At 63.5% G+C, this 25174-nt stretch carries 27 protein-coding genes; 10 read left to right on the top strand and 17 right to left on the bottom strand.

Features of this window, described 5'->3' with window-relative positions; translation table 11 throughout:
* Positions 1-25: 25 nt before the first annotated feature.
* The 5 genes from hyi (at position 26) to ACTORR_RS22690 (ending at position 5833) form a co-directional block, all read left to right on the top strand.
* The gene (hyi, locus tag ACTORR_RS22710; protein ID WP_313364519.1) at positions 26-808 is read left to right on the top strand and encodes a hydroxypyruvate isomerase; all 783 of its coding nucleotides are present in this window, start codon (positions 26-28) and stop codon (positions 806-808) included.
* Positions 809-961: 153 nt separating this feature from the next.
* On the top strand, positions 962-1855 hold the full coding sequence (locus ACTORR_RS22705) for a 2-hydroxy-3-oxopropionate reductase (RefSeq protein ID WP_099814181.1): 894 nt from the start codon (positions 962-964) through the stop codon (positions 1853-1855).
* A gap of 232 nt (positions 1856-2087) precedes the next feature.
* The gene (locus ACTORR_RS22700; protein WP_313364517.1) at positions 2088-3362 is read left to right on the top strand and encodes a glycerate kinase type-2 family protein; all 1275 of its coding nucleotides are present in this window, start codon (positions 2088-2090) and stop codon (positions 3360-3362) included.
* Positions 3359-4774: a pyruvate kinase gene (pyk, locus tag ACTORR_RS22695; protein WP_054884146.1), complete on the top strand. Its 1416-nt coding sequence runs from the start codon at positions 3359-3361 to the stop codon at positions 4772-4774. The genes ACTORR_RS22700 and pyk overlap by 4 nt, the downstream gene beginning before the upstream one ends.
* Positions 4775-4957: 183 nt before the next feature.
* Entirely contained in the window at positions 4958-5833 is an 876-nt protein-coding gene (locus tag ACTORR_RS22690) for an urea transporter (protein ID WP_054884147.1), read from the top strand.
* A 7-nt stretch (positions 5834-5840) separates the two neighbouring features.
* Here ACTORR_RS22690 and ACTORR_RS22685 read toward each other — a convergent pair whose 3' ends face one another.
* A complete protein-coding gene (locus ACTORR_RS22685; RefSeq protein ID WP_262109594.1) occupies positions 5841-6674 on the bottom strand; it encodes an RHS repeat-associated core domain-containing protein in 834 nt (277 codons plus the stop codon).
* Between the two features lie 155 nt (positions 6675-6829).
* On the opposite strand from ACTORR_RS22685, the gene ACTORR_RS22680 reads away from it, so the two are divergent.
* Both ACTORR_RS22680 and ACTORR_RS22675 read left to right on the top strand, forming a co-directional pair.
* Positions 6830-7651: an ion transporter gene (locus ACTORR_RS22680; RefSeq protein ID WP_313364516.1), complete on the top strand. Its 822-nt coding sequence runs from the start codon at positions 6830-6832 to the stop codon at positions 7649-7651.
* Positions 7652-7859: 208 nt separating this feature from the next.
* Positions 7860-8861 (top strand): sulfate ABC transporter substrate-binding protein, encoded by a 1002-nt coding sequence (locus ACTORR_RS22675; protein WP_186603284.1) that lies wholly within the window; start codon positions 7860-7862, stop codon positions 8859-8861.
* A 25-nt stretch (positions 8862-8886) separates the two neighbouring features.
* Here the strand turns inward: ACTORR_RS22675 and ACTORR_RS22670 are convergent, their stop codons facing one another.
* Both ACTORR_RS22670 and ACTORR_RS22665 read right to left on the bottom strand, forming a co-directional pair.
* Positions 8887-9813 carry a class I SAM-dependent methyltransferase gene (locus ACTORR_RS22670; protein WP_313364515.1) on the bottom strand — a complete coding sequence of 309 codons (927 nt, stop codon included), beginning with the start codon at positions 9811-9813 and terminating at the stop codon, positions 8887-8889.
* Positions 9814-9846: 33 nt separating this feature from the next.
* Complete coding sequence (locus ACTORR_RS22665; protein WP_441343904.1) at positions 9847-10743, bottom strand: DMT family transporter; 897 nt, start codon at positions 10741-10743, stop codon at positions 9847-9849.
* A 133-nt stretch (positions 10744-10876) separates the two neighbouring features.
* Between ACTORR_RS22665 and ACTORR_RS22660 the strand changes: the two genes are divergently transcribed.
* The 3 genes from ACTORR_RS22660 to ACTORR_RS22650 all read left to right on the top strand — a co-directional run bounded on the left by ACTORR_RS22660 (position 10877) and on the right by ACTORR_RS22650 (position 14049).
* Complete coding sequence (locus ACTORR_RS22660; RefSeq protein WP_054884153.1) at positions 10877-11314, top strand: Lrp/AsnC family transcriptional regulator; 438 nt, start codon at positions 10877-10879, stop codon at positions 11312-11314.
* Between the two features lie 457 nt (positions 11315-11771).
* Positions 11772-13304: an NCS1 family nucleobase:cation symporter-1 gene (locus tag ACTORR_RS22655; protein WP_313364514.1), complete on the top strand. Its 1533-nt coding sequence runs from the start codon at positions 11772-11774 to the stop codon at positions 13302-13304.
* 16 nt (positions 13305-13320) lie between these two features.
* Entirely contained in the window at positions 13321-14049 is a 729-nt protein-coding gene (locus ACTORR_RS22650) for an aspartate/glutamate racemase family protein (protein ID WP_054884155.1), read from the top strand.
* Positions 14050-14152: 103 nt separating this feature from the next.
* On the opposite strand, the gene ACTORR_RS22645 is transcribed toward ACTORR_RS22650, so the two are convergent.
* From ACTORR_RS22645 to ACTORR_RS22580, 14 genes are all read right to left on the bottom strand, one after another.
* Entirely contained in the window at positions 14153-15346 is a 1194-nt protein-coding gene (locus ACTORR_RS22645; RefSeq protein ID WP_313364513.1) for a D-amino acid dehydrogenase, read from the bottom strand.
* 44 nt (positions 15347-15390) lie between these two features.
* Positions 15391-16053, bottom strand: coding sequence for a histidine phosphatase family protein (locus ACTORR_RS22640; protein ID WP_099814188.1), 663 nt, complete (start codon positions 16051-16053; stop codon positions 15391-15393).
* Positions 16054-16294: 241 nt separating this feature from the next.
* On the bottom strand, positions 16295-16633 hold the full coding sequence (locus tag ACTORR_RS22635; protein WP_054884158.1) for an FKBP-type peptidyl-prolyl cis-trans isomerase: 339 nt from the start codon (positions 16631-16633) through the stop codon (positions 16295-16297).
* Positions 16634-16713: 80 nt separating this feature from the next.
* A complete protein-coding gene (locus ACTORR_RS22630; protein WP_313364512.1) occupies positions 16714-17121 on the bottom strand; it encodes a GFA family protein in 408 nt (135 codons plus the stop codon).
* A 76-nt stretch (positions 17122-17197) separates the two neighbouring features.
* Positions 17198-17986 carry a PhzF family phenazine biosynthesis protein gene (locus ACTORR_RS22625; RefSeq protein ID WP_099814190.1) on the bottom strand — a complete coding sequence of 263 codons (789 nt, stop codon included), beginning with the start codon at positions 17984-17986 and terminating at the stop codon, positions 17198-17200.
* Positions 17987-18028: 42 nt separating this feature from the next.
* Positions 18029-18967, bottom strand: a complete 939-nt coding sequence (locus ACTORR_RS22620; protein WP_054884161.1) for a 2-hydroxyacid dehydrogenase — start codon at positions 18965-18967, stop codon at positions 18029-18031.
* A 203-nt stretch (positions 18968-19170) separates the two neighbouring features.
* Positions 19171-19587: a hypothetical protein gene (locus tag ACTORR_RS22615; RefSeq protein ID WP_313364511.1), complete on the bottom strand. Its 417-nt coding sequence runs from the start codon at positions 19585-19587 to the stop codon at positions 19171-19173.
* A 12-nt stretch (positions 19588-19599) separates the two neighbouring features.
* Positions 19600-20790 carry a c-type cytochrome biogenesis protein CcmI gene (gene ccmI, locus ACTORR_RS22610; protein ID WP_054884163.1) on the bottom strand — a complete coding sequence of 397 codons (1191 nt, stop codon included), beginning with the start codon at positions 20788-20790 and terminating at the stop codon, positions 19600-19602.
* Positions 20783-21259, bottom strand: coding sequence for a cytochrome c-type biogenesis protein (locus ACTORR_RS22605; RefSeq protein WP_054884164.1), 477 nt, complete (start codon positions 21257-21259; stop codon positions 20783-20785). Before ACTORR_RS22605 ends, ccmI begins: the two co-directional genes overlap by 8 nt.
* On the bottom strand, positions 21256-21792 hold the full coding sequence (locus ACTORR_RS22600) for a DsbE family thiol:disulfide interchange protein (RefSeq protein WP_054884165.1): 537 nt from the start codon (positions 21790-21792) through the stop codon (positions 21256-21258). Before ACTORR_RS22600 ends, ACTORR_RS22605 begins: the two co-directional genes overlap by 4 nt.
* A complete protein-coding gene (locus ACTORR_RS22595) occupies positions 21789-23762 on the bottom strand; it encodes a heme lyase CcmF/NrfE family subunit (protein WP_313364520.1) in 1974 nt (657 codons plus the stop codon). Before ACTORR_RS22595 ends, ACTORR_RS22600 begins: the two co-directional genes overlap by 4 nt.
* Positions 23763-23773: 11 nt before the next feature.
* Complete coding sequence (gene ccmE, locus ACTORR_RS22590) at positions 23774-24229, bottom strand: cytochrome c maturation protein CcmE (protein WP_054884167.1); 456 nt, start codon at positions 24227-24229, stop codon at positions 23774-23776.
* Positions 24226-24402 (bottom strand): heme exporter protein CcmD, encoded by a 177-nt coding sequence (gene ccmD, locus ACTORR_RS22585; protein ID WP_054884168.1) that lies wholly within the window; start codon positions 24400-24402, stop codon positions 24226-24228. Before ccmD ends, ccmE begins: the two co-directional genes overlap by 4 nt.
* Positions 24399-25166: a heme ABC transporter permease gene (locus ACTORR_RS22580; protein ID WP_054884196.1), complete on the bottom strand. Its 768-nt coding sequence runs from the start codon at positions 25164-25166 to the stop codon at positions 24399-24401. The genes ccmD and ACTORR_RS22580 overlap by 4 nt, the downstream gene beginning before the upstream one ends.
* Between the last annotated feature and the right edge of the window lie 8 nt (positions 25167-25174).

Here is a 25174-nt window from a genome sequence, read left to right as displayed (position 1 = left end):
GGCCTTCATCGCAAGGAGACAACCCATGCCTCGCTTCGCTGCCAACCTGTCCATGCTGTTCACCGAACAGGACTTCCTGGCCCGCTTCAAGGCTGCCGCCGACGCTGGTTTCAGCGGTGTCGAATACCTCTTCCCATACGATTTCAGTGCTGCCGAAATCAAGCAGCAACTGGACGCCAATGGCCTGACTCAGGTGCTGTTCAACCTTCCTGCCGGCGATTGGTCGAAAGGTGAGCGCGGTATCACCTGCCACCCAGACCGCGTCGAAGAGTTCCGCGCCGGCGTAGACAAGGCCATCGAATACGCCAAGGTCCTGGGCAACACCCAGGTCAACGCCCTGGCCGGCATCCGTCCACAAGGCCTGCAGTGCGCCGACGTGCGCAAGACCTTCGTGGAAAACCTGCGCTACGCTGCCGACAAGCTCAAGGCTGCGGGGATCCGTCTGGTCATGGAAATGATCAACACCCGCGACATCCCTGGCTTCTACCTGAATACCACCAAACAGGCGCTGGAAATCCAGGCCGAAGTCGGCAGTGACAACCTGTTCCTGCAGTACGACATCTACCACATGCAGATCATGGAAGGAGACCTGGCTCGCACCATGGAAACCAACCTGAAACTGATCAACCACATCCAGCTGGCCGACAACCCGGGCCGCAACGAACCAGGCACTGGCGAGATCAACTATCGCTTCCTGTTCGAACACCTGGACCGCATCGGCTACCAGGGCTGGGTGGGCGCGGAATACAAGCCGCTGACCACCACCGAAGCGGGCCTGGGCTGGCTGAAGGCCCACAACGTCATTTAACGGCTGAATACAGATCTCTGTGGGAGCGGGCTTGCCCGCGAACACCGGCGAAGCCGGTGCCATCCACCGAGTTGTCTGCTTCGCGGGCAAGCCCGCTCCCACAGGGGGCCAATGCTTGCTTGAGATATCACAATTACAAAGAGGTAATTTCTCATGGCTAAAATCGGTTTCCTCGGCACTGGCATCATGGGCAAGCCCATGGCGCAGAACCTGCAGAAAGCAGGCCACAGCATCTTCGTTTCCACCCACCACGATGCGGCACCGGCCGACCTGATCGCCGCTGGCGCCGTGGCTCTGGCCAACCCGAAGGAAGTGGCCCAGGAAGCCGAGTTCATCATCATCATGGTGCCGGATACCCCACAGGTCGAAAGCGTCCTGTTCGGTGAAAACGGCGTCGCCGAAGGCGTGGGCCCGAACAAGGTGGTGATCGACATGAGCTCGATCTCCCCTACCGCCACCAAAGCCTTCGCCGAGAAGATCAAAGCCACTGGCGCTGCCTACCTGGACGCCCCGGTGTCCGGCGGTGAAGTCGGGGCCAAGGCCGCGACCCTGAGCATCATGGTCGGTGGCTGCCCGAAAGCCTTCGAGCGCGCCCAGCCGCTGTTCGAAGCCATGGGCAAGAACATCACCCGCGTCGGTGGCAACGGTGACGGCCAGACCGCCAAGGTTGCCAACCAGATCATCGTCGCCCTGAACATCCAGGCCGTTGCCGAAGCCCTGCTGTTCGCCGCCAAGAACGGCGCTGACCCAGCCAAGGTACGTGAAGCGCTGATGGGCGGCTTCGCGTCGTCGAAGATCCTTGAAGTGCACGCCGAGCGCATGATCAAAGGCACCTTCGACCCAGGCTTCCGCATCAACCTGCACCAGAAGGACCTTAACCTGGCCCTGCAAGGTGCCAAGGAACTGGGCATCAACCTGCCGAACACCTCCAATGCCCAGCAAGTGTTCAACACCTGCCAGGCCCTGGGCGGCGGCAACTGGGACCACTCGGCGCTGATCAAAGGCCTGGAGCACATGGCCAACTTCTCGATCCGCGACGATAAATAAGACCTTTCTGGCCTCTTCGCGGGCTCGCCCGCTCCCACAGGTACTGCGCAAGCCTGTGGGCCACGATATTCCTGTGGGAGCGGGCAAGCCCGCGAAGAAGCCAACACCTATGAACCTGCGACCACAGGTCCATAGGTGACCCCGAGCAACACCCGCCCCTGGTTCGGCCTGCACGGAGGCAGTTCCAGGGGCGTTTTCGATTCTGCAGAACAACAATAAATGGGAGCCTGCCATGTCGGTCGATCCGCAAAAACTTCTCCGCGACCTGTTCGACACAGCCATCGCCGCCGCCCACCCACGCCAGGTGCTCGAACCCTACCTGCCCGCCGACCGTAGCGGCCGGGTCATCGTCATCGGCGCCGGCAAGGCCGCAGCCGCCATGGCCGAAGTGGTCGAAAAAAGCTGGCAGGGCGAAGTCTCCGGGCTGGTCGTGACCCGCTATGGTCACGGCGCCAACTGCCAGAAGATCGAGGTGGTCGAAGCCGCTCACCCGGTCCCCGACGCCGCCGGCCTGGCCGTGGCCAAACGCGTGCTGGAGATGGTCTGCAACCTCAACGAAGAAGACCGCGTCATCTTCCTGCTGTCTGGCGGTGGGTCCGCCCTGCTGGCACTGCCAGCCGAAGGCCTGACCCTGGCGGACAAGCAACAGATCAACAAGGCGCTGCTCAAATCCGGCGCCACCATCGGCGAGATGAACTGCGTGCGCAAGCACCTCTCGGCGATCAAGGGCGGCCGCCTGGCCAAGGCCTGCTGGCCAGCCACCGTCTACACCTATGCCATTTCCGACGTGCCTGGCGACCTGGCCACCGTCATCGCCTCGGGCCCGACCGTGGCCGACCCGAGCACCTCGGCCGATGCCCTGGCAATCCTCAAGCGCTACAACATCGACGCGCCGAAAGCCGTCATCGACTGGCTCAACAACCCGGCCTCGGAAACCGTCAAGGCCGATGACCCGGCCCTGGCCCGCAGCCACTTCCAGCTGATCGCCAAACCGCAGCAATCGCTCGAAGCCGCGGCGGTCAAAGCCCGCCAGGCCGGCTTCAGCCCGCTGATCCTCGGTGACCTGGAAGGTGAATCGCGCGAAGTGGCCAAGGTGCACGCCGGCATTGCCCGGCAGATCGTGCTGCACGGCCAGCCGCTGAAGGCGCCCTGCGTGATCCTCTCGGGCGGTGAAACCACCGTCACCGTGCGCGGCAATGGCCGTGGCGGGCGTAATGCCGAGTTCCTGCTCAGCCTCACCGAAAGCCTCAAGGGCCTGCCCGGGGTGTATGCCCTGGCCGGTGACACCGACGGCATCGACGGTTCGGAAGAAAATGCCGGCGCCTTCATGACCCCGAGCAGCTACGCCCGCGCCGAAGCGCTGGGCCTGTCGGCCAGCGATGAGCTGGACAACAACAACGGCTATGGCTACTTCGCCGCGCTCGATGCCCTGATCGTCACCGAGCCGACCCGTACCAACGTCAACGACTTCCGCGCCATCCTGATCCTCGAGACTGCCCAATCATGACGCCTGATAAAAAAGTAAAGATCCTCGCCACCCTCGGCCCTGCGATCAAAGGCATCGACGACATCCGCCAGCTGGTCGAAGCCGGGGTGAACATCTTCCGCCTCAACTTCAGCCACGGTGAGCACGCCGACCACGCCCTGCGCTACCAGTGGATCCGCGAAGTCGAGCAGCAGCTGAACTACCCGCTGGGCATCCTCATGGACCTGCAAGGGCCAAAGCTGCGCGTCGGCCGCTTCGCCGAGGGCAAGGTCCAGCTGCAACGCGGCCAGGCCCTGCGCCTGGACCTGGACAAGACCCCGGGCGACAGCCGCCGGGTCAACCTGCCGCACCCCGAGATCATCGCGGCACTGGAGCCAGGCATGGACCTGCTGCTCGACGACGGCAAGCTGCGCCTGCGGGTGACCGCCAAGCACAATGACGCCATCGACACCGAAGTGCTGAACGGTGGCGAGCTGTCCGACCGCAAGGGCGTCAACGTGCCACAAGCGGTGCTCGACCTCTCCCCGCTCACCGAGAAAGACCGCCGCGACCTGGCTTTCGGCCTGGAGCTGGGTGTTGACTGGGTAGCCCTGTCGTTCGTGCAGCGCCCGGAAGACATCGTCGAAGCGCGCCAGCTGATCGGTGACCGCGCCTACCTGATGGCCAAGATCGAAAAACCATCGGCAGTCGAACAACTGCAAGCCATTGCGGAACTGGCCGATGCGATCATGGTGGCCCGTGGCGACCTGGGCGTGGAAGTGCCGGCCGAAAGCGTGCCGCAGATCCAGAAGCGCATCATCGGCACCTGCCGCCAGTTGGGCAAACCCGTGGTGGTGGCCACCCAGATGCTCGAATCGATGCGCTTCTCGCCAGCACCGACCCGTGCCGAAGTGACTGACGTGGCCAACGCCGTGGCCGAAGGCGCCGACGCGGTGATGCTGTCGGCCGAGACCGCCTCCGGTGACTACCCGCTGGAAGCCGTGCAGATGATGAGCAAGATCATCCGCCAGGTGGAGAACGGCCCGGATTACCAGGCCCAACTCGACGTCGGCCGGCCAAAGGCCGAGGCCACCGTGTCGGACGCCATCAGCTGCGCGATCCGCCGTATCAGCGGCATCCTGCCGGTGGCGGTGCTAGTCAACTACAGCGAGTCGGGTGCTTCGACCCTGCGTGCCGCCCGCGAGCGGCCACGGGCGCCGATCCTCAACCTGACGCCGAACCTGGCCACTGCCCGCCGCCTGAGCGTGGCCTGGGGTGTTCACTCGGTGGTCAACGACCGCCTGCGCCAGGTCGACGAGGTGGTCTCCACCGCACTGGAGATCGCCCAGGCGCAAGGCATGGCCAGCCGTGGCGACACGCTGCTGATCACCGCCGGCGTGCCTTTCGGCAAGCCGGGTTCGACTAATACCTTGCGGATCGAGACTCTGGTCTGAGATCGCCGGGGGCGCTTTGCGCCCCTTTCGCGACACAAGGCCGCTCCTACAAGAGACCGCGATCCCTTGTAGGAGCGGCCTTGTGTCGCGAAAGGAGGGCAACGCCCTCCCCATACACCGAACCTGCGGAAAACCGAGGCCCAAAGAGGCCCACCGCTTCCCCATCAACCTTGCTGACTGCCCATGTACACCAAGAATTTCGTCAACCCGTGCCCCGACTGGGCCACGGCGCTGCTCAACGGCTTCAGCCAGGTGCTGCTGCTGCGCAACCCCCTGTGCGGCCTGTGCTGCCTGCTGGCCATCCTGCTGACCGCCCCCGACCTGGTCGGCGGCGCCCTGCTGGGCGCCCTCGCCGGCCTGCTCACCGCCCAACGCCGCGGCTACGACCGCGCCGACCGCCAGGCCGGGCTGTACTGCTACAACGGCGTGCTGATCGGCATCCTGACCAGCGCCGTGCTGCCCTGGTCGGCGATCCTGCCGCCGCTGATCATTGCCGCCGGCGGCCTGTCCAGCATCATCACCCACCAGTGGCGCAAGCGCGGCGGCAAGCTGTTGGTTGCCTATACCGCGCCGTTCGTGCTGCTCGGCTGGGTTGCCCTGTTGTTCGCAAGCCCCGCGCCCAGCGGCTTCGTCGAAGCAGAACCGGCGTATGCCCTGGCGCGTGGCGTGGGGCAGATCTTTTTGCTCGACCAGCCGCTGGCCGGGTTGCTGATCATTATCGGGATGTTCATTGCCAACCCCTATGCCGCAATGTGGGCCGTGCTCGGTTCGGCCATTGGCGGCGGTGTGGCACTGCTCGCCGACCAGGCGCAAGCTGCTTGGCTGGGTTTGTTCGGCTTCAATGCCGCGTTGGCAGCGCTGGCGTTCAGCAGGCAAGGTGAAAAACCTTGGGTGACGTTGCTGGCAATCACCTTGGCCCTGCTACTGCAACCGCTGTTCAAGCTAATGCCGGTGGCCGGCCTGACCGCGCCCTTCGTTGTCGCTTGCTGGATCCTTGGCACCGTTCTGGCTCAGATAGAAGCACATCGCTCACATCGAGACGTGGCACAACGTAGCTGAAGACCACTTAGTTCGGCGGCATAGTTCTAGTGCGGACCATTGCAGCAACCGGATCTTCGGTGTAGGGGTTGTTCCGGCTACGCGGGGCAGGATGGGCAATCCCCCCCGCTTGGGCGCTCGCTTCTCCAAGGAAGAGGGTGTCTACAAGGTAGTCCGTATTGAACCGGATTTGTTCAAAGCCAGCGCTCAGAAGCCCATCGACTGCTCCTTGGGGAACTGTCGAGTGAGGAATATACAACTCGCCAGACCGATAAAAAGTCTCGGAGTTGAGGGAAACTGACAGGGCTGAACGATCTTCACGTTTTGCTCCGATGATCTTATTCCCCGCTCCCATGAACTCGAAACGTTCAAAGTTATCGCCATTCAGTCGATATACCCATCGCGTTTTCCTGAAATTATCGAATTTACCCAGTGGCTTGAGATAGCCTCGCAGCTGCGGCTTCGGCAGCTCGAAGTTTTGCAACAACTGGGTGAGACCCGTTTTGGTACCGATCCGGCCCGAAGGATCGTGCAAATTGACAGGATCGCCAGAACAGTACGCGTAAACATTAATTCCGCCCGCACCAAATGGGCTCAAGCTGTCGGGGCTGAGGAACCGCATGATGGCCGGGCTATACAACCTATGCCCATGGCCCAGTAGATAACCCCGCACTACAGGGTCGAACCATTGCCCCGCGAACCGCAGCGCACCGACGACCCACCGTGAGGGAAGCTGTCCATAGGGCGGGAACGACCATTCCCCCTGACGCAAACCGCGCTCGGCCACAATACTACCGAGACCATCCACCTGCAGAAGAACAATATCGCGGTCGCGGTGTGGCGAAGTCAGGATTTCAGGCATGGTATCGACTCCATTTTCAATTGGTCTGGCGCCAATGATGGCCCCTGCCATTGCAAAGGATAACTGTCAGTTTTATCAGGTCGGGCATCTGCCCCTTCCCGTTACCGACCAAGACGCTCTAGGCTTGCTATTTCCTGTTCGCGGAAGCTGAGTCCATGTCCACCCCGCAATCTCTTCGCGAAAGCCTCTACATCGTCGTCTTCCAGACCGACACCGTAGCCGGTCGGCGCTTCGACAAGATCCTGCTGCTGATCATCCTGGCCAGCCTGGTCACGGTGATCCTCGACAGCATCGACGAGGTCCACCAGGGCTACGCCGGCCTGCTGGCCGCCATCGAGTGGGGCTTCACCGCGATATTCCTGGCCGAATACCTCACCCGCCTGTACTGCTCGCCCAAGCCCTTGCGCTATGCCTTCAGCTTCTACGGCCTGGTCGACCTGCTGGCGATCGTGCCGGGGATCATCGCCCTGTATTACAGCGACGCCCAGTACCTGCTGATCATCCGGGTGATCCGGATGCTGCGGATCTTCCGCGTGCTCAAGCTCAGCCCCTACCTCAAGCAGGCGCACTACCTGATGGACGCGCTGCGTGGCAGCAAGCAGAAGATCATCGTGTTTCTGGTGACGGTATCCACGCTGGTGACGGTGTTCGGCACGCTGATGTATGTGATCGAAGGGCCGGAGCATGGCTTTACCAGCATCCCGAAAGGCATCTATTGGGCCATCGTCACGCTGACGACGGTGGGCTTTGGCGATATCGTGCCGAAGACGCCGCTGGGCCAGGTGCTGTCGTCTTTGGTGATGATCACCGGTTATTCGATCATTGCCGTGCCGACGGGAATCTTTACTGCAGAATTGGCCAATGCCATGCGCGGGGAGCAGTTGCAGCATGACTGCCCGACTTGCAGCAAGAAGACCCACGAACATGGCGCCGCTTTCTGCTCGCGCTGCGGTAACTTGCTGTTTCCCAAGCAATGATGCTGCCTGAACCGGCCTCTTCGCGGGCACGCCCGCTCCCACAGGGACCGCGCATAATTCAGGCCTGTGGTGATTATGTGGGAGCGGGCGTGCCCGCGAAGAGGCCAGTACAGACAGAGGCATAACCAAAGTGTTTTTTGTTATTTAGCCCGCATTAACCCACCCGCTATAGTCGCAGGCAAACTGCCATCGATAACAAGGACGCAACGTGAAAAAGCTCTTCACCGCCTCACTGCTCGCCGCCGGCCTGGCCCTCGGCAACCTGGCCCAGGCTGCCCCGACCCTGCTGAACGTTTCCTATGACGTGATGCGCGACTTCTACAAGGACTACAACCCGGCCTTCCAGAAGCACTGGGAAGCCGAGCACAACGAGAAGGTCAATGTGCAGATGTCCTTTGGCGGCTCGAGCAAGCAGGCGCGTGCGGTGATCGATGGCCTGCCGGCCGATGTAATCACCATGAACATGGCCACCGACATCAACGCCCTGGCCGACAATGGCAAGCTGGTGCCAGACAACTGGGTGACCCGCCTGCCGAACAACAGCGCGCCGTTCACCTCCGCCACCGTGTTCATCGTGCGCAAGGGCAACCCCAAGGCCTTGAAGGACTGGCCCGACTTGCTCAAGGACGGCGTGCAGGTGATCGTGCCCAACCCCAAGACCTCGGGTAACGGCCGCTACACCTACCTGTCGGCCTGGGGCTATGTGCTCAAGCAAGGTGGCGATGAAACCAAGGCCCGTGAATTCGTCGGCAAACTGTTCAAGCAGGCGCCAGTGCTCGACACCGGTGGCCGTGCCGCCACCACCACCTTCATGACCAACCAGATCGGCGACGTGCTGGTCACCTTCGAGAACGAAGCCGAGATGATCGCCCGCGAGTTTGGCCGCGATCAGTTCGAAGTGGTCTACCCGAGCGTGTCGGCCGAGGCCGAGCCGCCGGTGAGCGTGGTCGACAAAGTGGTGGCCAAAAAAGGCACCCAGGCCGTGGCAGAGGAATACCTGAAGTACCTGTGGTCGCCAGCGGCCCAGGAAATCGCCGCGCAAAACTACCTGCGCCCGCGTGATGCGACGGTACTGGCCAAATACACCGACCGCTTCCCGAAAGTCGACTTCCTGTCGGTGGAGAAGACCTTTGGTGACTGGCGCACCGTGCAGAAGACCCACTTCAATGACGGTGGCGTGTTTGACCAGATCTATACCAATCAGCAGTAATTGATGTAGGCCGGTACAGGCAAAATCAAACCTGGCGGAATATCAGGGCCTTCAGCCCCCCCGCCGGGTCTACATCCGGAAACTCCGGCGGATTCTCCAGGCGCTCGACGAAGGCCAGCGAAGGCGCCTGCTCCGCCATCCCCTCGATCAGAAACTCCGGCCCGATCCCCGGGTCATTGACGCAGGCCAGCACCGTTCCACCCTCACTCAGCAGTTCCGGCAAGCGCCGCAGGATCTTGGCGTAATCCTGGGTCAGCACGAAGCTGCCACGCTGGAAGGTCGGTGGGTCGATGATGATCAGGTCGTAAGGCCCGTACTTGCGCACCTTGCCCCAGGACTTGAACAGTTCATGCCCCAGGTAGGCGACCCGCGACGCATCGTGCCCGTTCAGGCGATGGTTATCGCGTCCCCGCGACAGCGCCGACTTGGCCATGTCCAGGTTCACCACCTGCTCGGCACCGCCAGCGATCGCCGCCACCGAGAAACCACAGGTGTAGGCGAACAGGTTGAGTACCCGCTTGCCCGCCGCCTGCTCGCGCACCCAGCGACGACCGTAGCGCATGTCGAGGAACAGGCCGTTGTTCTGCCGTACACCCAGGTCGAGCAGGTAGGTCAGGCCATCCTCGACCACCTCGCGCTGCTGACAGGGCTCGCCCAGCAACCACTGGCCCGGGCTGTCAGGCAGGTAACGGTGCTGGATGAGGATCGCCTGGCCAGTCCATTGCGGGCGTTCGGCCAGGTTGCGCAGCATGGCTTCCAGTTCCGCCAGCTGACCCTCTGGCGGTTCGCGGAACAGCGCCACCGACAGCACACCCTGCAGCCAGTCCACCGTGACCTGCTCCAGGCCCTCCCAGCAGCGGCCGCGGCCGTGGAACAAGCGGCGGGTTTCGGCAGGAGCAGGGTCAAGGGCAGCGAGCAGGTGCTGTTCGAGGGTGTGCATCGGCGAGGTCATGGCGGGTCGCAAGCAAGTGAAAAGGCCGCCATTCTACCCCTTGGCCGGTACTTGTGCAGATCGGAACCACCAGCCTTGCTGCATGCCTGCTGCCGCCAGCAGGATCAACACTACCCCCAGCCACTGCAACGGCGCCAGGCGGTGCCCGAAGGCCACCCAGTCAACCAGGATCGCAGCAATCGGGTAGATGAACGACAACGCACCGGTCAATGCCGTCGGCAGGCGCTGGATGGCGCTGTACAGCAGCACATACATCAACCCGGTGTGGACCATGCCCAGCGTGACCAGGCTGGCCAGCGCCGAGGGCTGGCCAGGCAGCCCGCCCAGGTTCACCCAAGGCGCCAGCAGCAGCACCCCGGTGGCGACCTGGATCAAAGCGATTAGGTGCGGCGGCGTACCTTTGAGCCGTTTGATGATCAGCGCGGCGATCGCGTACAGCAACGCCGCACCCAGCGCCAGGGCAATGCCCAACAGGTAGTCCTCGCCACTGGCCTGCCCCGCGCCATGGGCGCTGACGATCGCCAGCATGCCCAGGAATGCCACGCTCAGCCAGGTGACCTTGGCGGCGGTGATCTTCTCGCCCAGAAACAGCGCCGCCAGCCCCACCAGCATGAACGGCTGGACGTTGTACACCGCCGTGCCGATGGCAATCGAAGCCCGCGAGTAGGAGGCGAACAGCAGCACCCAGTTGCCGACGATGGCCACGCCACTGGCGATGGCCAGCAGGAATGCCGTCCGGGTAATCACGCCAGGCTTGAGAAAGCCGAATGCCGCGCAGGTCGCCAGCAAGGTGCCGGTCCCGAACACGCAGCGCCAGAACACCACTTCCAGCACCGGCTGCCCTGACACCAGCACGAACCAGCCGATGGTCCCGGAAATCAGCATGGCAGCGACCATTTCCAGCGAGCCGCGGCGTAATGAACTGTCCATCTCACACCTCCCTTGGATGATGGCCATAGTATGCGGAGGGTCACCGTGCACCTTCCAGCGGATATCCAAGGCGTATCAGCCTTTTCACCTTTACTATCAAGGCAACTTTCAAGATTTGCCTGACGAGGTACGCATGACCGACGCCATCGACCAGCTGCTGATCAACGCCTTGATGGAAGACTCCCGCCGCTCGCTCAAGGCGCTGGCGCAGATCAGCGGCCTTTCAGCCCCCAGCGTCAGCGAACGCCTTCGGCGCCTGGAGGAACGCGGTGTGTTGCGCGGCTACACGGTGGAGATCGATCCGCGCAGCTTCGGCTACCAGCTGCAGGCGATCGTGCGCATTCGCCCGCTGCCAGGGCAGTTGCAGGAAGTGGAGCGACAGATCATCGCCATCCCTGAGTTCACCGAATGCGACAAGGTCACGGGCGAGGACTGTTTCATCGCGCGGCTGCATGTGCGCTCGATGGAGCAACTCGACACTTTGCTCGACCGGATCAATGTGCTGGCCGAAACCAACACCGCAATCATCAAGAAAAGTCCGGTGAAGCGGCGGTTGCCGCCGATGGACTGAATGTATCCACTCACACGGCTAATTGGCTATTTTTTGTACACAAGAATGTCACCTTAGGTGCCATTTTTGTGTGCACTTTTCCAGATAATGCCCCAATACGTTACACATCTCGCGCCACTAATTCTGACCATATGATCAACTAATCATTCAACTAAAAAATTAAACCTGTTCAATTGGTCAACTTATATTCCCTTCATTTCATAAACTTAATTTTCAACTGCTTAGATTCAAATTAGTGGCTCCCGGAATTTCGTTTTTCTCTGGCATGGAACTCGCTTTTGTGTGTTCGTGTTTTGTATACAAATCATACGAAACATAAATACACAAGAACTCGCGAAGCCGGCCCAACGCCGGCCACCGCGCCCAGAACCCAGTGATGCCAAGCTGCACCGACGAGATGGCGAGCCCGTGCGCATGCCCGCTCATCGCAGTCCACGTGCATCAGGAGCCTGCCGGAATGAGTACCAGCCTCGACCTTGCCCCTGAACTATCCGTCGCCAGCACCAGCCCGTCTTCCACCATTGCAGGCGATATGCCGCCACTGGGCCTCAGCCCACGCCTGCATAACCGCGACCTCGCGCCCACCCGTATCGAAGGCCGCCGCTGGGGCCGCTACAGCATCTTTGCGCTGTGGACCAACGATGTGCACAACATTGCCAACTACTCCTTCGCCATGGGCTTGTTCGCCCTTGGCCTGGGTGGCTGGCAGATCCTGCTGTCGCTGGCAATCGGCGCGGCACTGGTGTACTTCTTCATGAACCTGTCCGGCTACATGGGGCAGAAGACCGGCGTGCCATTCCCGGTCATCAGCCGCATCGCCTTCGGCATCCATGGTGCACAGATTCCGGCGTTGATCCGCGCGGTGATCGCCATCGCCTGGTTCGGTATCCAGACCTACCTGGCATCGGTGGTACTGCGCGTGCTGCTCACCGCGGTGTGGCCGCAAGTGGCCGGCTACGACCACGACAGCATCCTCGGCCTGTCGAGCCTGGGCTGGGTGTGCTTCGTGGCGATCTGGCAGGTGCAGTTGGTGATCCTCGCCTACGGCATGGAGATGGTGCGCCGCTACGAGGCCTTCGCCGGCCCGGTGATCCTGCTGACCGTGGCCAGCCTGGCAGTGTTCATGTTCGTCCAGGCCGACGCACGCATCGCCTGGTCGGTGACCGAGCCGCTGTCCGGCTATGAGATGTGGCGCAACATCTTCGCCGGTGGCGCCCTGTGGCTGGCGATCTACGGCACCCTGGTGCTGAACTTTTGCGACTTCGCCCGCTCCTCGCCGTGCCGCAAGACCATCCGCGTCGGCAACTTCTGGGGCCTGCCGGTGAACATCCTGGTGTTCGCCATGATCACCGTGGTGCTGTGCGGTGCGCAGTTCCAGATCAACGGCCAGATCATCGACAGCCCGACCCAGATCGTCGCCAGCATCCCCAGCAAGCCATTCCTGGTGCTCGGCTGCCTGGCGTTCCTGATCGTCACCGTGGCGGTGAACATCATGGCCAATTTCGTCGCGCCCGCCTTCGTGCTCAGCAACCTGGCGCCACGCCACCTCAACTTCCGCCGCGCCGGCCTGATCAGCGCGACCCTGGCGGTGCTGATCCTGCCGTGGAACCTCTACAACAGCCCGCTGGTGATCGTGTACTTCCTGTCTGGCCTGGGCGCCCTGCTCGGCCCGCTGTACGGGGTGATCATGGCCGACTACTGGTTGCTGCGCAAAGGCCGGATCAACGTGCCGGAGCTGTACACCGAGAACCCGGCCGGCGCCTACCACTACAGCAAAGGCATCAACCTGCGTGCCGTGGCCGCCTTCGTACCGGCAGCACTGCTGGCCAGCATCCTGGCCTTGGTGCCGAACTTCCACGGCATTGCGCCGTTTTCCTGGCTGATCGGCGCCGGCATCGCGGCCGCGGTGTACCTGCTGATCGCCCCGCGTAACCGCCAATACCACGATATCAGCGGCGAGTGCATCGCCGTCGACCACAGCAGCCATTGATCAAGGAGGATTGCCCATGCGTATTCTGATTGCCAACGTCAATACCACCGAAGCCATCACCGAGGCCATTGCCGAACAGGCGCGCAGCGTCGCCGCGCCGGGCACGCAAATCATCGGCCTGACCCCTTGGTTCGGCGCCGAGTCGGTGGAGGGCAATTTCGAGAGCTACCTGGCCGCCATCGCCGTGATGGACCGCGTGCTGGCCTATGACGGCCCGTACGATGCGGTGATACAGGCCGGCTACGGCGAACATGGCCGCGAAGGCCTGCAGGAGCTGCTCGACGTGCCGGTAATCGATATCACCGATGCCGCCGCCAGTACCGCCATGTACCTGGGCCACGCCTATTCGGTAGTGACCACCCTGGACCGCACCGTGCCGCTGATCGAAGACCGCCTGAAGCTGTCCGGGCTGTATGACCGTTGTGCCTCGGTGCGCGCCAGTGGCCTGGCCGTGCTGGAGCTGGAAGCAGACCCGCAACGTGCCGTTGCGGCGATCGTCGAGCAGGCCGAACGTGCCGTGCGTGACGACAAGGCCGAGGTGATCTGCCTGGGCTGTGGCGGCATGGCCGGGCTGGATGAACAGATCCGCCAGCGCACCGGGGTGCCAGTGGTCGATGGGGTGAGCGCGGCGGTGACCATTGCCGAGTCGCTGGTGCGGATGGGGCTCAGCACGTCCAAGGTGCGAACCTATGCCACACCAAGGACGAAGAAAGTAGTGGGCTGGCCGATGAAGTTCGGACGCTAGACTGTACCGGCCTCTTCGCGGGCACGCCCGCGCCCACAGGGACTGCACAGCCCTCAAGACCTGTGCGATACCTGAGGGTTTACCCGCGAAGAGGCCGGACCAGTCAACACAGCATCCGGGCCAGTCGCTCCCCGCTGCCACACGCCAAAGTAAAGCCCAAGGCCCCATGCCCGAGGTTCAGCAACAGGTTGCGATAGGCTGAAGCCCCGACGATGGGCACCCCGGTCGGCGTCGCCGGCCGCATTCCCGCCCACTCCACCGCCTTGGTGTAGTCCGCTGCCTGTGGCAAGGTCTCCAGCGCCTGGCGCCGCATGCTGTCGAGCCGGCGCGCATCCACTGTTTCGTCATAGCCAACGATATCTACCATCGCCGCCACCCGCAGCCTCTGATCAAGCCGTGCATAGACGATCTTGCGCTCGTAATCCGTGATGCTGATCTCCGGCGCCCGGTGCACCGTGGCGATCGGTGCCGTCAGGCTGTAGCCCTTGAGCGGGTAGACCGGCAGCCGCAACCCAGGTAGCGCCAACCCGGCACTTCGATGGCCGGCGCACAGTACCAGGCGCTCGACGTCCACCTGCTCACGCCCCAGTTGCATTGCCACCACCTGGTCATCACGGCTGATCAGGCGGGTGACTGGGCTGCCGAGCAGGAACCGGCACTGCCCGGATGCGCGCAGACGCTCTGCCAGCCGCTCGCAGAAGCGATGACAGTCGGCGACTTCTTCATCCGCAGTCAGCACGGCGCCAACAAAGGGCGCGTCGGCCAACGCCGGCTCCAGCGCCCTGACCTCGCTGGCACCGAGCACCCGTTGACGATCGGGGTCGAGCAGATGGGCCCGGCCATGGGCGAACGCCCGCTCACTGCGAAATGCCACCAGCTTGCCGTTCTGCCGCCAGGCGAAGTCACTCAGCCCGTCGTCTTCACGCCAGCGTTCCAGGGTGGCCTGGCTGTGCAAGGCCAAGTCCAGCAGCTGCGCCGCGTTACGCCGATTGACACTGCTGCGGCAAGCCATCACGAACTGCAGCAACCAGCGCCATTGGGCAGGGTCCAGGCGCAAGCGCAGGCGCAGCGGCGAGTCGCCGCGCAAGAGCCAGCCAAGTGCCTGCCACGGGACACCGGCATCAGCCAACGGCGCTACATACCGATAGGAAAGCTGCCCGCCATTGGCGAAGCTGGTCGCCGAGGCCAACTGGTCTCGCGCCTCGACCAGCACCACCGACAAGCCTTCGCGCACCAGCGCATAAGCCGTCGCCAGGCCGACCACGCCACCGCCAATCACCGTCACCCGCTGGGTCATTGTTCATCCCTGTCTGACTGCCCTGCCACGACAGTAACAGCGGATCAGGTCGGGCAGCTATGGGCACCGCCATCCAGGCCCTGACGAACGTTACGGCTGAGCAGGCTGGCCTTGCCGTCGTGCCAGGTCAGAGTCAGGACGTAGAGGGTGTCGAAATCGTCGCCATTCCAGTCTTCGGTGATCACCCGCTCATCGCCCAACGCCTTGCCGGCCACGGTGTTGATCAACTCCGGCAGGTAGCCGTGGGACCAGGCGGTATAAACCGTGGCATTGCGGTACTTGTCGCTGAGCAGTTCATCGGCAAGTTCGTCGGTGTCGTTGGCAGCGAAGTCGATGTTGACTGGCAAACCCAGGCGGATGGCGCTCGGGGTGATGGTCATCAGCGGGCGAATGTAGCTGTAGCTCTGGTCCTGGCTGCCTTCCTCGACATGCCGCGAGGGGTTGGCCGCAAACACGTAATCCGCCTTGCCGAACCGCTCTGGCAACAAGGTGGCCAGGTCCAGCGCGCGGTTGAGCCCCTGGCAGTTCAATTGCCCCAGGCCTTCACCTGGCTTCTCGGCATGGCGCAGGAATACCAGCGTCTGGGTGCCATCGACCGGTTGCGCGCGGCTTTCGACCACTTCCAGTGCCAGCGGCACAGCGGCGGCGACGAGGGCCAGGCTGAGCATCAGGCGGCGGCGACGTCGAATGAAAGATGGCAACTTCATGAGGGCAGGCTCTTGTGGCAAAAGGTATCTGGGTACCCGCCACATTGCCCCGCGGCCCATGCCGCAGGGCATCCGTGTTGGTGATTGCCATCCCTGGCAACGAGCAGGACTCAGAGTGTCCTCAACCCGTTTGGTTCCTCCCTGAGTGTGGATGCCGTTCCCTAGGCAAGGATTACGTTAGAGCAGGCGTGTTGCGGAAATATGTACGCCTTGGGTTTTGCACCTCCCAGCCCCACCGCAATCAATCATCCCGCGTCAGCACTTCCAGCAACTCGATCTCGAAGGTCAGATCCGAATTCGGCGGTATCGCCCCCACGCTGCGCTCGCCATACCCTAGATGCGCCGGCACCTGAAGCTTGCGCTTGCCACCCACGCGCATGCCCATCAGGCCCTGGTCCCAGCCTTTGATGACACGCCCGGTACCAATCACGCACTGGAAGGGTTTGCCGCGCGACCACGACGAGTCGAACTCGCTGCCGTCGGCCAGCCAGCCGGTGTACTGGGTGGTGATCAGGGCGCCTTTGACGGCGGCCTTGCCGTCGCCTTCGACGAGGTCGATGATCTGCAGTTCACTGCTCATGCGCATGCTCCAACGCTGAAATTCAAGGGCGCCCTTTTCTCAGGAATGCACGTGTTTGGCAAGTTCGCATGAGCAATGGCTCAGCCAAGCTGCTCGAACGCTTGCTCGCCGGTCAGCTCCTTGGTCTGGTTGGCGAAGCAATACCAGGCGGGCTTCTGCTCGACGAAAATCTGCAAGTCGAAATCCCAGGCCTCGTCGCCATCGAGCAGGCCTACCGGGACCGCATAATGGTCCTTGTCCTTGAGGCGGTAATACAGGTGCGTGCCGCAACCGCTGCAAAAACCACGCTGGGCCCAGTCGGACGAGTCGTAGACCGCCGGTGGCCGCCCTTCGAAGACCGGCGCCTGGCTGCAATCCACGACCAGCAGCGGACCGCCGGTCCACTTGCGGCACATGCTGCAATGGCAAGCGCTGATGTGGGTATTGTCGACTGTGGCGCGCAGGCGGGTTTCACCGCACAGGCAGCTGCCGCTTTTTTCCAGGGCCATGATCGGGCTCCTTGCTGGCTGGGCCAGCAAGTATAGATCGGGCCCTGCCACACAGCCGCCAGCCCCACCGGTTCGATCAGATGAACACGCTGCCGCGCAGGTACAAGGCCGCACGCCCACTGATGATCACCCGGCCATTACCAGGAACGTCACAGTGCAATTGCCCCTTGCGCGCCCCGCCCTGCTCGCAGCTCAGCGACGACTTGCCCAGACGCTCGGCCCACAACGGTGCAAGCGAGGTATGCGCCGAGCCGGTTACCGGGTCTTCATTGACCCCGACCCGCGGGCCGAACCAGCGGGTGACGAAGTCGAAACCACGCCCAGCGGCCGTGACCGCGATGCCTCGCACGTCGAATGCCGACAGGGCGACGAAATCGGGCTTCAGCGGCGCGAGCAGCGCAGCGTCATCGACCACCACCACATAGTCGTCGGAGCGATACACCGCCTTGGCCGCACTCAGGCCAAGCGCCTCCAGCAACCCGGCTGGAACGTCCACGGCTTGCGGCTGCTTGGCCGGGAAGTCCATGGCCAGCAGGCCATCGGCGCTCCGGCTGACCCGCAGTTCGCCACTGCGGGTGTTGAAGCGCAGCACTTCGGCTTGCTCACCCAGCTGCTCGAACAGTACGTAGGCCGCGGCCAGTGTGGCATGGCCGCACAGGTCGACTTCGACGCTGGGGGTGAACCAGCGCAGGTCGAAGGTTGCGCCATTGCGTACGAAGTAGGCTGTTTCAGACAGGTTGTTTTCTTCGGCGATGCGTTGCAGCACATCGTCTGGCAACCAGCTTTGCAACGGGATCACCGCCGCCGGGTTGCCACCAAAGGGCTCGGCGGAAAAGGCATCGACCTGGAAAATTTCGAGTTGCATCAAACGCTCCTTGTGATCCGGCCATGCCGGGGTATTGAAGGGTTATGCGCGGACTGGCGTGAGTACCGGTTCGCCGGCAAAGAAGGCCTGCAGGTTGCGCAACACCAAGGTCACGGTGTCGCGTGCGGCCTCGGGCGACTGGCCGGCCACATGAGGCGTGAGCACGGTATTGCCGAGGGCCTTGAGGGCATCTGGCACGGCCGGCTCGTCATCGAACACATCGAGCGCGGCGCCCGCCAGGCGGCCTTGTTCAAGGGCTGATACCAGGGCCTGGGTGTCGACTACGCTGGCCCGGGCGATATTCACCAGATACCCCTGCGGGCCCAGCGCCTGGAGCACCGGGGCATCGACCAGATGGCGGGTGTTGGCGCCACCGGGGGTGGCCACGACCAGGATGTCGATGGCCTGCGCCAGGTGCAACGGGCTGTCGTACCAGGTGTAAGGGACGTCAGTACGTGGGGTGCGGCTGTGGTAGCTGATGGTCATGTCGAAGCCCAGGCTGGCGCGCCTGGCGATGGCCTGGCCCACCGCGCCGAGGCCCAGCAGGCCCAGGCGCTTGCCGCTGACCGAAGGGCTGATCACCCGGTTCCACTCGCCACGACGAGTGCTGGCGTCGGCGCGAGGAATATCGCGCAACAGCGCCAGCAGCATGGCCATGGTGTGGTCGGCAACAGCCGCGGCATTGGCGCCAGCGCCATTGGTGACGGTGATGCCACGGGCGGCAGCGGCGACCAGGTCGACCTGCTCGTAACCAGCACCGATCACGCAGATGATCTGCAGCTTGGGCAAGGCGGCGATTTCAGCGGCGGTCAGGCCCAACGGCCCGCGGGTCAGCACGGCGTCAATCTCGCCGGCATGGCGCTGGATGGCGTCGCTGCGCATCTGCGGGGACGGGGCACGAATCAGGCGGTAGCCGGCCTGTTCCAGCAACGGCAGATAATCGTCGACGGTTTCTACCAGTACCAGGACAGTCTTGCGCATGCCACCTCCTTCAATATCAGAGGGGCATTATGCGGAGTAACTGGCCGGTACAGTCAATGGGGAAAACAGCGGGGAACTGTACTGTATGGGTGGTCCGGGTCATAGGGCGTGTCAGGACTTCCATGTGCCTGCCACAACATTTTCAGCGCCTGTGAGATCGAGCGCCGGACCTCTAAAGGCGAACACCCGCAGCCCCCAGAAAACTACTGCCCGTAGGCGCGCCCCAATCCACCCGGCACACCACTGCTGTCAGTTGCCTGCCATGGCCCATCCGGGTTCAGCGACCAGCTCCAGCCATTGTCATAGCGGTAGTAGGTACGCTGCCGGTAAAAGACATTGGTCTTGTTCTCCAGCACATACACCCCGAGCTTCGGGTCCCAGTGGCTGGCGCCACCCGGCGGTGGTGCGAAGCTGGCGGAGGTCCGTGGCATCGGCTTGGGAATCGCCGCTGGCTTGCTCGGCTTCGACGGCTGGCCACCCGGCAGCGGCTTTACCGCTGGCCCCTGGTGCGGTGGCACAGTCTCGGCCGGCGGCGACGGCTGTTCGTACGGCTGCTGCACCGTACACGCGGACAAACCCAGGGCCAGGGTGATCAGGGTCAGGCGGACGGTGCTATGCATGGTGTTGTTCTCTTACTGGTCGGGGCTGTCGATGGTCAAGTGCTGGGTGGCCTGGGTGGTATTGGCCAGGGGTGCGCCCTGGCCGACCCATTCGCCGCGGGTCGGCTGGCCAGCGCGGGATACACGTGCGACCAGTTGGACTTCGGCGAACTGTGACAGTTTCATCTGCGGCAGCATAGCGTCAGCGTCGGACAATTCCACTTCCAGCGGCAATTGCGCCACGGTGACCCGCTTGGCCGCCAGCGGCATGGGCGGGCCGTTGCTGGCACGGGCGAAGATGAACACGGTGTCGTCAGGCTTGACCTTGTCCTTGAGCGCCGCCGCCAACTCCACCCGCACCTTCAACCGGGCTGGCGCTGTGGCCTGCGGTTTGCCGCCGGTGCTGCCCAGGCGCTCCGCCGCACGGTCGATGCCGCCTTGCAGTGCCGTCCGCGAGGCATCGCCCTCTGGCAGCTGCGCCAGCAGGCGGTTCCAGTAGTCGATGGCGGCCTGGTAGCGCTCGCCTTCGAAGGCGGCGATGCCCCGCAGGCCAAGGCTGGTGACTTCATTCGGGTCGGCCTTGAGTGCTTCGTCGGTCAGCGCCTGCACCTGCGGGCTCCATTTCTTGTCTGCCGCGAAATACAGTGCCTGGGCCCACTGGCCCAGCAGCTCGGGCTGGCGACCGGCCAGGGCGACAGCGCGCTCGTAGGCGCGTGCCGCGTCGGCCGGACGTTGCTGGGCCATATAGGCCCGGCCAAGGAAATACAGACCTTCGGCCGAATCCGGCTGGGCTTGCACGGCACGTTCGAGGCGCGTGGTCATTTCGTCCAGGGTCTTCGGTGCGGCGGCGAATTCCTGGGTCAGCTCGACCTTGTCCGCCGCACCGAAGTGCAGGTACAGCCCCAGTGCCAGCAAAGGCACCAGCACTGCCGCCAGCAATGGCAGGGCCCTGCCCTGGTGGCCCTGACGCACGGGTTCCGCACCCTCTGTGTCAGCCAGCAGCTCACGGGCCGCCTCATCGCGGCCCTTGGCCATCTGCCTGTCGTCAAGCACGCCGGCCGCCTGCTGGGCAGCCAGCTCTGCGACGCGTTCCTGATACAGCGCGACATTCAATGCGGTGCGGTCTTCTTCCTGCTGCTGGCGACGGACGCGCAGGATCGGGATCAGCAAAAAGCCGAGGGCGGCGAGCAGCAGCAGGCCCGCGCTAAGCCAGAATTCAGTCATGGGTCTGTTCTTTTTCCAGCAGTTTGGCGAGACGCTCGCGTTCTTCGACGGACAGTTCCTCGGCAGCCTGGGTCGCCGGGCCACGGCGACGGCGGACAATCACCGCCAGCACCACGAAACCACCGGCCAACAAGATGCCCGGGCCGAACCACAGCAGCCAGGTGCGGCCACTGAGCGCCGGCTTGTAGCGCACGAAGTCGCCATAGCGGTCGACCATGAAATCGACGATCTGCTGGTTGCTCTTGCCTTCGCCGAGCATGCGGAAGATCTCGCGGCGCAGGTCGGCGGCGATCGGTGCGTTGGAATCGGCGATGTCCTGGTTCTGGCACTTGGGGCAGCGCAGTTCCTTGGTCAGTTGCTGGTAACGTTCGCGCTCGGCGTCATCACGGAACTGGTAGGTATCGATAGCCGCCTTGGCCACACCGGCCAGGCTCATGCCCAGCACGGCGGCTGCCAGCCAGCGCCTCATGGCGTGGCCTCGTCGACCAGCCCCTGGTAAAGCGGCGCCAGCTGCTGGCGCCAGACGTCGGCGTCGACGATGCCGACGTGCTTGTAGCGGATGATGCCCTTGGCGTCGATGAGGAAGGTTTCCGGCGCACCGTACACGCCCAAATCCAGCCCCAGGCTGCCCTGCTCGTCACGGATATCCAGCTGGTAGGGGTTGTGGAACTCGGCCAGCCACTTCTGCGCGGCCGCGTTGTCATCCTTGTAGTTGATGCCGTGGATCACCACGCCCTGCTGGGCCAGCTGGTTGAGATACGGGTGCTCGATCTTGCACGACGGGCACCAGGTGGCCCACACGTTGACCAACGCCGGCCGGCCATGCAGGTCTGCCTGGGTCAGGTTGCGGTCACCCTGGGTCGACGCCAGGGCGAACGCCGGGAACGGTTTGCCGATCATTGCCGACGGCAGCTCGTCGGGCTTGAGGAACAGCCCCTTGTAGAGAAAAACCGCCATCAGCAGGAATACCGCCAGTGGCACGACCATGATCCAACGCTTCATGCAGCAGCTCCAGACACGCCCAGGGCTTCACGCACCCGGGTCTTGACCTTGACGCGGTAGCGCCGGTCGAAGGCCGCCAGCAACCCACCCAGGCCGGTCAGCAGACCGCCCAGCCAGATCCAGCGGACGTAAGGCTTGATGTGTACGCGCACTGCCCAGGCGCCGTTTTCCAGCGGCTCGCCCAAGGCAACGTACAGGTCACGGGTGAAGCCGGCATCGATGCCGGCCTCGGTCATCATCGACTGCTGCACGGTGTACAGGCGTTTCTCCGGGTGCAACGTCGTCACTTCACGGCCATCGCGGGTGACGACGATGGTGCCCTTGTCAGAAATGAAGTTCGGCCCTTCGAAGTGCTTGGCGCCCTCGAACAGGAAGTGATAACCACCCAGCTCGACGCTCTCGCCTGGCGCCATGCGCAGGTCACGCTCGGCGCTGTTGTTGCTCGACAGCACCACGCCCAGGGCACACACCGCCAGGCCCAGGTGCGCCAGCTGCATGCCCCAGTAGCTGCGGGTCAGGCCACGCACACCCTTGGCCAGGCCCTTGTGGCGGGTCTTGTCGACGATGTCGCGCAGCCCGCCCAGCACCACCCAGGCCGCCAGGGCGAAGGCGCTCAGGACCGGCCAGTCGAGATCGTCGACGATCAAGCCAGCGATCGGCGCCAGCAACGCGCTGCCGATCAACACCGGGGTCATCATGTTCGCCAGCCATTTGCCGGGGGTGTCCTTCCAGCGCACCACCACACCCACGCTCAGCACGCCCATCAGCAGCGCCATCAGCGGCAGGAACAGGGCATCGAAGTACGGTGGGCCGACCGACAGCTTGGCACCGGTCAGGGCATCGAGCACCAGCGGATACAAGGTGCCCAGCAGGATCATCGAAGCGGCCACCACCAGGATCAGGTTGTTGGCCAGCAGCAGCGTCTCGCGCGACCACAGGGCAAAGCCGACCTGGCTCTTGACCACCGGGGCGCGCAGGGCGAACAGGGTCAGCGAGCCACCGACCACGAACAGCAGGAAGATCAGGATGAACACGCCACGCGCAGGGTCGGCAGCGAACGCATGCACCGAGGTCAGCACCCCGGAACGCACCAGGAAGGTCCCCAGCAGGCTCAGCGAGAACGCGGCAATCGCCAGCAGCACGGTCCAGCTCTTGAACACCCCGCGTTTTTCCGTCACCGCCAGCGAGTGGATCAGCGCGGTACCCACCAGCCAGGGCATGAACGAGGCGTTCTCCACCGGGTCCCAGAACCACCAGCCACCCCAGCCCAGTTCGTAATAGGCCCACCACGAACCCAGGGTGATACCCACGCCCAGGAAGGCCCAGGCGACGATGGTCCAGGGCCGCGACCAGCGCGCCCAGGCTGCGTCCAGCCGCCCGCCGAGCAGCGCGGCAATGGCAAAGGCGAAGGCCACCGAGAAGCCCACATAACCCATGTACAGCATCGGCGGGTGGACGATCAAGCCGAAGTCCTGCAACAACGGGTTGAGGTCACGGCCATCGGTCGGCACCTGCGGCAGCAGGCGCTGGAACGGGTTGGAAGTGATGATCAGGAAGCTCAGGAAACCGACGCTGATCATGCCCATAACCGCCAGCACGCGGGCCAGCATCACCTGCGGCAACTGCCGCGAGAAGATTGACACGGCAAAGGTCCAGCCACCGAGGATCAGTGCCCACAGCAGCAGCGAGCCTTCGTGGGCACCCCACACCGCACTGAACTTGTAGTACCACGGCAAGGCGCTGTTGGAGTTGCTGGCCACGTAGGCGACCGAGAAGTTGTCGGTCATGAACGCATGGGTCAGGCAGGCAAAGGCAAAGGCCAGGAAGCTGAACTGGCCCCAGGCGGCCGGGCGGGCCAGGCTCATCCACAGGCTGTCACCACGCCAGGCACCGAGCAGCGGCACCGTGGCCTGCACGGCAGCAAAGCAGATTGCCAGAATCATCGCCAGCTGGCCGAGCTCGGGGATCACCAGTGCTGCATTCATGGCTTGGCCTCCGCACCGCTGGCCGCCTGGCCGCTTTCCTTCAAGGCCTTGGTGACCTCCGGTGGCATGTACTTCTCGTCGTGCTTGGCCAGCACTTCGTCGGCCACTACCACACCGTCGCCGTTGAGCTTGCCGAGGGCGACGATGCCCTGCCCTTCACGGAACAGGTCAGGCAGGATGCCGCGGTAAGTGATTGGCACCGACTTGTTGAAATCAGTGACCACGAAACGCACGTCGAGCGAATCGGAGGAACGCTGCACCGACCCCTTCTCGACCATGCCACCGGCACGAATGCGCGTGTCCAGCGGCGCTTCGCCGTTGGCGATCTGGGTCGGTGTGTAGAACAGGTTGATGTTCTGCTGCAGCGCGCTCAAGGCAAAGCCGACGGCAACCGCTACCCCGGCCAGCAGGCCGAGGATGATGAACAGGCGTTTCTTGCGCTGCGGATTCACTGGTTGTTCTCCCGGCGCAAACGGCGCGCCTCATCTTGCAGGTAGCGACGGCGGGCCAGCACCGGTGCAACGACATTCAGCGCCAGCACCGCCAGGCAGATGCCGTAGGCCGACCAGACGTACAGGGCATGGTGGCCCATGGCGAGAAAATCGCCGAAGGAAGCGAAATTCATCGCGTGGCCCTCCGTCCCAGGCTGTTCAACACTTCATCCTTGACCCAACTGGCGCGTGCCTCGCGCTTGAGCACTTCAAGGCGCATGCGCAGCAGCAGCACGGCACCGAAGAAACAGTAGAAGCCCAGCGCCGTGCATAGCAGCGGCAGCCACATCTCGGCCGGCATCGCCGGTTTTTCGGTGAGGGTGAAGGTCGCGCCCTGATGCAGCGTGTTCCACCACTCCACCGAATACTTGATGATCGGGATGTTGATCACGCCGACGATGGCCAGCACCGCGCAGGCCTTGGCCGCGCTGTCGCGGTTACTGATGGCCTGGCCCAGGGCAATGATGCCGAAGTACAGGAACAGCAGGATCAGCATCGACGTCAGCCGTGCATCCCAGACCCACCAGCTGCCCCAGGTCGGCTTGCCCCAGATGGCCCCGGTGACCAGCGCCACGGCGGTCATCCAGGCGCCGATGGGCGCTGCGCATTGCAGGGCGACATCGGCCAGCTTCATCTTCCACACCAGCCCCACCACACCGGCCACCGCCAGCAGCACATAGCAGGACTGCGCCAGCATCGCTGCCGGCACGTGGATATAGATGATGCGGAAGCTATTGCCCTGCTGGTAGTCCTCAGGGGCGAAGGCCAGGCCCCAGACCACGCCGGTCACCAGCAGCAGCACGGCGGAAACGGCCAGCCATGGCAGCATGCGGCCGCTGATGGCGTAGAACCATTTCGGCGAACCCAGTTTGTGGAACCACGTCCAGCTCATTTTCATCAGGTACA

It is taken from the genome of Pseudomonas sp. SAR267 (genome assembly GCF_052077595.1).
Lineage (GTDB): Bacteria > Pseudomonadota > Gammaproteobacteria > Pseudomonadales > Pseudomonadaceae > Aquipseudomonas > Aquipseudomonas vlassakiae.
The sequence above is the reverse complement of the archived record's forward strand: the minus strand, read 5'-3'. Positions and strand labels throughout refer to the sequence as shown.